The organism is Methylocaldum sp., from assembly GCF_035627495.1.
In the GTDB taxonomy this organism is placed as follows: Bacteria; Pseudomonadota; Gammaproteobacteria; order Methylococcales; family Methylococcaceae; genus Methylocaldum.
In genome coordinates, this window is the sequence record NZ_DASPLO010000166.1 from 1 (window position 1) to 6,543 (window position 6,543).

At 50.0% G+C, this 6,543-nt stretch carries 4 protein-coding genes; all 4 read left to right on the forward strand.

Annotation, left to right across the window (positions count from 1 at the left end; translation table 11 throughout):
* The first annotated feature begins 272 nt into the window (after nucleotides 1-272).
* Nucleotides 273-2,267: a heparinase II/III family protein gene (locus tag VEB01_RS14690; protein ID WP_324876687.1), complete on the forward strand. Its 1,995-nt coding sequence runs from the start codon at nucleotides 273-275 to the stop codon at nucleotides 2,265-2,267.
* Nucleotides 2,268-2,346: 79 nt separating this feature from the next.
* Nucleotides 2,347-3,669 (forward strand): phenylacetate--CoA ligase family protein, encoded by a 1,323-nt coding sequence (locus tag VEB01_RS14695; RefSeq protein WP_324876689.1) that lies wholly within the window; start codon nucleotides 2,347-2,349, stop codon nucleotides 3,667-3,669.
* Nucleotides 3,670-4,446: 777 nt separating this feature from the next.
* Nucleotides 4,447-5,634: a glycosyltransferase family 4 protein gene (locus VEB01_RS14700; protein WP_324876691.1), complete on the forward strand. Its 1,188-nt coding sequence runs from the start codon at nucleotides 4,447-4,449 to the stop codon at nucleotides 5,632-5,634.
* 180 nt (nucleotides 5,635-5,814) lie between these two features.
* Nucleotides 5,815-6,543, forward strand: a 729-nt coding sequence (locus tag VEB01_RS14705) for a nucleotide sugar dehydrogenase (RefSeq protein WP_324876693.1), incomplete at its 3' end; no start/stop codon positions are given.

The window sequence follows — 6,543 nt, forward strand, 5'->3', positions numbered from 1 at the left end:
ACTGGCGAAAACTCAATGGCATTCCCCGCTTGGCTCAGGTTATCGAGGGAGTCGTGTTCAAGGACGGAGTTCGGGAAGACGCCGAGAAAATCGCCGCCTGAGTCCGCCCCGTACACAAAATTTGACCATTACTCCGGAATACTCCTCAAGAGACACCGTTGGGCTGGCTCCTTCTCTCTCAACTAGCTCTTAATTCGCATTTAAGCGGCTGTCCGATTTTCCGGCGCCGGCTCTGTGGTTGAAGCAATGTCATCAAAAAAGGACGATTGGGTATGAGTGCTTCCCTTGCTTGGAAGTTTAGCCGTCTAAAGACAATGGGGCCGATGGAAGTGCTCTGGCGGGTGCGCCAAGCAGTGTCAGTGCGTCTGGAAGCCTATGGTGTGGGCTTGGCGCAGCCGGTGGTGCAAGAATGGGATGTCACTGGCACATCATGGGTGGCACCGTTGCCGACGTGTATCCCTGCGGATCCCTACGTTCAAGCTTCGGAAAAAATCTTGGCCGGACGCTGGAAGGTGTTTGCTTTGCACGCATGCGATCAGGGTTTTCCGCCTTGCTGGAATCGCGATCCCAAGACGTGCACGGAGGCGCCTTTGGTGTTCGGCAAACTCATCGATTACCGCGACGAGCAAGTAGTGGGCGATATCAAATATCTGTGGGAACCCAATCGCCACCTGGAACTGGTCACCTTGGCCCAAGCTTGGCATCTGACTCGCGAGTCGCGCTACTTGGCAGGTGCTTGCGAGCTACTCGAATCCTGGTTCGACCAGTGCCCTTATCCCCTCGGACCTAATTGGACGAGTTCTCTCGAGCTTGCCGTCCGCTTGGTGAACTGGGCGACGGCCTGGCATCTTTTGGGCGGTGATGCTTCATCTCTGTTCGAGGGCGAGGCCGGACAGAGCTTCCGGACGCGTTGGTTGGAATCAATATTCTGCCACTGCCACTTCATCGCGAACCATTTATCCCGCCATTCGTCTGCGAACAACCACCTTTATGGTGAGCTCATGGGGCTTTTCGTCGCCTCCGTCACTTGGCCGCTATGGTCGGAATCGGCACGTTGGCGCACCGGGGCCCACCTTGAACTGGAGGAGCAGGCGCTGATCCAGAACACGCCCGATGGCGTGAACCGGGAACAAGCCTTTTATTACCAACATGAATTCGCCGACATGATGCTGCTGGTATGGCGCTATGGGGAAGCTAACGGCATCGAATTCTCGGACGCCTTCAAGCATCGTTTGGAATCGCTGTTGGAATTTTTTGCTGCTGTGATGGATACCGGCGGTAACGTGCCGATGGTCGGGGATGCGGACGATGCGCTGATGATCCGGTTCGACCCATCGGCGGACTTTTCCGTCTACCGCTCGCTTCTTGCGACCGGGGCTGTGCTTTTCGATCGTTCGGATTTTGCCCAAAAGGCCCGGCGGTTGGATGACAAAACCCTGTGGCTTTTAGGTGAAGAAGCTATTCCAAAGTTCGCCTCCCTGCTCGAACAGAATGTCGAGGCTGCACAACGGCGAGCCTTTCCGGATGGCGGCTACTGGATTCTGGGTGATGCATTCGATACTCCAGATGAGATTCGAGTTGTCGTCGATGCCGGGCCGCTCGGCTACTTGTCAATCGCCGCCCATGGTCACGCCGATGCGCTGGCCTTTACTCTTTCCATCGGTGGACATGAATTCCTGGTCGATCCTGGGACCTATGCCTACCACACTCAAAAAGCTTGGCGCGACTACTTTCGAGGCACGTCCGCGCACAACACGATCCGTGTGGACGGAGTGAATCAGTCCATCATCGGCGGCAATTTCATGTGGTTGGACAAGGCGAATGCCTGGTGCGAGCGTTTCGATACGAACCCCGAGGAAGATGTCTTCGTAGGCGCGCACGACGGCTACCTGCGCTTGTCGGACCCGGTAGCGCACCGTCGTGAAATCCGTTTAAACAAGCACGAGCGTTTGTTCCGGGTGGTTGACATTCTTGAATGTCGGGGTAGCCATGACGTCGAATTGTTTTGGCATTTCGGCGAAAACTGTGAAGTTGAACTCACGAATAGGACCACCTGTGCCAGCAATAGCGGGTACAGGCTGCATATGCATTTTGATCCTGTCGTAGAAACCACCACGCTGTTCAGGGGTAACGAGATTCTTCCCGCCGGCTGGATTTCGCGTCACATGGACGAGAAGACGCCCACCACCACGGTGCGTCATGCTGTGAAAATTACTGGAATGGCGCGGATTATCACTGATATTAGTCTTTCCAAGACAGCCACATGAGCCTGCTCTCGGGTTTAATAAATACCAGCAATAAATAACAGTCGGGAAATATCCATTTATTGGTTAAATTGGTATACCCATGTTAAAGACGTTAAAACAGTATGTTCGCCATTATTATCGGCATGGCCCTTATTTTCAGCGCTTATCAAAAGAGCTGGCGAAAAGCGAGTTTCAGTCGCAATCTTGGCTGGATGATTATCATAACCGACAACTTCAAAAGATAATTCGGTATTGCTATCGTCATATCCCCTATTATCGGGACCTGTTTCGCCGGCTACAGCTGACCCCCGAGGATTTTAAAACCAAAGCCGATTTGGCAAAGCTGCCCTACTTGGATAAGCATCTGGTTCGTGAAAATTACGACAAGCTCATTGCTGAAAACAAAAATACCTGGCTTTGCAATGTCGGACACACCAGTGGAAGTACGGGCACACCCGGCAAATTTCTGCGCGATCCGCATTCGATCAATTTTGAAAATGCAGCTTTATGGCGCCAATGGCGCCACGCCGGCGATCAGGGAGACAGGCGTGTAACCCTTCGCGGGGACATCATAGTACCTTTAACTCAAGATCAACCTCCTTTTTGGGATTTTAACCCTATCAATAAAGAACTGCGGATGTCTTCCTACCATCTGTCTCTGGCCAATAGCAAGGAATATGTCACTAAAATCCTGAACTTCCAACCAGAGATACTCTACGCCCATCCGTCTACGGCTTTGTTGTTGGCATCTGTTTTCGAAGAGAACAGTGCGTCATATCAATTTAAAGCCATTTTTACCTCATCGGAAACCTTGCCTGCCGATGCCAAAACGTATATCGAAGCAGTATTCGGTTGTTCAGTGACTGACTGGTATGGCCAGGCTGAACGTGTCGTGGCTATAGGACATTGTGAAAAAGGTTCTTATCACATTGTCGAAGATTATTCGATTGTTGAAATGATTGATACAGAATATGGCACGGAGTTGGTGGGGACACATCTACATAACTATGTTATGCCATTGTTACGCTATCGTACGGGAGATTATTTTGCCTTGTCGGAAGAAAGTTGCGTTTGTGGCCGGACTTTTCGACGAGTAGATAGCATTCAGGGACGCCTGACCAGTTATCTGATTACCCCAGAAGGGTATAAGATTTCCATTCTTAATCATATACCGCGCGGCGTAAACAATATTATTGAGACCCAGTTTTATCAGGACACTCCAGGAGAAGTCATAATCTATATCACGGCCAACGGTAAATTTACGGAATTGGATCGAAACTTACTCATTAAAAACACCTTGGAGCATACTTCGCCTCACATGAAAGTAATGGTTCAAGAGGTGCCATTCATTTCCCGGGGACCGAATGGTAAATTTGTCAGCCTAGTATCTAAGCTTGATATGGCTTCCATAGCTGGTGTTTGAGAGATATCAGCCGGATTAGACATAATCGATTGCTTCCTATTTTCGGGACACATCTTTTTCGCTTCTGACGAAAAAGGCCACTCCAATGGGGCAAGTGAATAAAGCCCCAACGTCTCCGGTCAACTCGCTCGGGGACCTCACAAGGGGCCGGAACTTCGATCGCAGAGGCTCTATTTCTGATTACGAAGCATTGTATGTTGCCTCCGGCCGCCGCTAATGCGGCAATCTCGGGTGGCACAATCAGCGCTCGAGCCTCCAGGGACTACTCGGCTCACTCGCTTCGCATCGCTGCCTGCCTCGCAGGCGCTCTGCCAGGGAGTTAGTTGACTGAAAAAGTTTATGAAGAGTGGAATATGGGAAATCGGAAATACTTTGTAAGTTATGTTATAAAAATGAGGTCAAAGCCATGAGTCCCTCTTTCAGATTCGGGTTCATTACGGTATCTAGGTTATTGGAGCCGGTCTTGTCTGAAAATAACGTCACCTCACCACCTTGGCTCTGGATGGCATGGCGATATGATTATGTCTCTACCCGGAAAATCCTCGAAACTCCTGAGCTAAAAGGCTATGAGGCGTCGGTGTTCCGTTCTTGCGGTGGTCTGCTTTGACTTAGTGTGAAAAGGTGTGGCGCCGGCCTGTTCATCAAATTAATATTGCGGGAATGTCGAGAAAGTTGTGTGTATATTTATAATCTAATAATCTTAATAAAGTGCATGTAGTTAAAGAGGGGGCGAAGTTCTTTTACAAGTAGGGCCTTTTGGAGTAAGAGGCAAATAATATGAGAATTTTGTTTGTGGCATACGCCTACAAGCGTGACGGAAAATGTGAATCCCTATCCGCTTATACATTGGCGCAGGCAATACGCAATTGCGGCCATACTATTACTGTACTCACAAAGCATGTACCACAGGGCCCCGAAGCGATTTCCATAAATACCCAATTTCTTAACGGCCAGGTATTTAGAGGCAAACTACAATTACACTATTTCGAGTTCATTGCTCGCGCCTATCTACTTGCGCGACGAATGCAAGGCAGTTACGATTTAATCCACCATATTTCACCAATCCACTTTCGACTTCCTAATCCCCTTGCCAATCTTAATGTTCCTTTTATTTGGGGACCTGTTGGCGGTTCTATTGAATACCCATCTGGATTTGAAACTATTTTGAAGTGCGAACCATTCGTGCAGCGCCTACGCCGTTTTGACAAGATGCGTTTGTCGTGGGATCCACTGATGCGCAATACATTGAAGCGTGCTGCGCGTATAGTTGTCACCACTAACGCGGCACGCGATGTTCTGCCAGAGCAGTACCGCGATAAGAGTATAGTTATTCCTGAAATCATACCTCGACCCCTGTTTGAGCCAGCAACAACTACTGAAAACTATATATTCTGTAGCGGACGCCTGGTCCCATATAAGGCTATAGACCTGTTGCTGCACGCCTATGCACAGTGTCAATTCGAAAGAACAAAGCTGTGGATTACTGGTGATGGGCCAGAACGTGTGCGATTGGAAGCTTTGATCAAAGAGTTGGGTCTACAGCAACAAGTACGGCTGTTCGGCTTAGTTCCTAGGGATGAGAACCTGCGGCTTATGGCGGGGGCTCGGTTCTGTGTATTCCCGGCGCTAAACGAAGCATTCGGACACGTGAACGTGGAAGCTATGATGCTCGGCAAGCCGGTAATCGTTACCGACTGGGGCGGGCCATCAGATATCGTTCAGGATAATGTCACCGGGTTTAAGGTGTTGGGTCGCAACCCGGAAGAGCATATTGGATTACTGGCGCAACGCATGTTGCGATTACTGCAGGACTCTACTTTGTGCCGCATTATGGGCGAGCGGGCACGGGATCAAGTACTGCACAAGTACTCTCAGGAGACGATCGGCCATCGCTATGATGATCTATACCGGTCTTTATCAATATACCCCCTTTGTAAAAGTGAGGAGATAGACCAATTTAATTGAAAGCAATAACGATTGATAAGTAGTCGGATTGCAGAAAAAACTGTTTTTATTCAATTTTTCGGTGGTGGGCCGATTTGGTTGACGACTCACCAAAAGCCTGGATAGCACAAGGGTTTCGCGAGATTGATAAACCAGTGAATAAATCCACCACCCATCTTTCTATGGAAGGGAAGCTATATTATGAAAATCAGCATCTTCGGCCTCGGATATGTGGGCGCTGTATCGGCCGGTTGTCTAGCCAACGAAGGGCATATCGTCATTGGTGTCGATTCGGCACAGACCAAGGTAGACCTCATTAATGCGGGCAAAACACCAATTATCGAGAAAGATATTGGAGAGATGATCGAAGTTGCCCGCGCTCATGGGAGACTGCGGGCGACGACGGACGCCGTCGAAGCAGTACGCGAGACCGAGATATCCCTCATCTGCGTCGGCACACCGAGTCAATTGAACGGAAATCTCGATCTCAAGTACGTACGCAAGGTGTGTGAAGAGATCGGAGCGGCGATTAAGGAGAAAGCAGCCCGTCACATGGTAGTGTGTCGCAGTACCATGCTGCCCGGGAGCATGCGCAACGTCGTCATTCCTATCTTGGAAGAATATTCCGGCAAGAGGGCAGGCAGAGACTTCGGTGTATGCAACAACCCGGAATTCCTGCGCGAGGGTACGGCCGTCTACGATTTTTATCACCCTCCAAAGACTGTCATCGGCGAGCTCGACAGTGACAGCGGCACTCTACTGGCGAAGCTCTATGAAAAGATGGACGCACCTATGGTACGCACCGACGTCGAAACCGCCGAGATGGTCAAGTATGTTGATAACGTCTGGCATGCTCTTAAGGTCGGCTTTGCCAATGAAATCGGTAACGTCTGCAAAGCGTTGGAGCTGGATGGCCATCGGGTGATGGAT

Bases quoted from the DNA above. Each gene is read 5' to 3' on its own strand.
- VEB01_RS14695 (WP_324876689.1), top strand. From the start codon at position 2,347: ATGTTAAAGACGTTAAAACAGTATGTTCGCCATTATTATCGGCATGGC.
- VEB01_RS14690 (WP_324876687.1), top strand. From the start codon at position 273: ATGAGTGCTTCCCTTGCTTGGAAGTTTAGCCGTCTAAAGACAATGGGG.
- VEB01_RS14700 (WP_324876691.1), top strand. From the start codon at position 4,447: ATGAGAATTTTGTTTGTGGCATACGCCTACAAGCGTGACGGAAAATGT.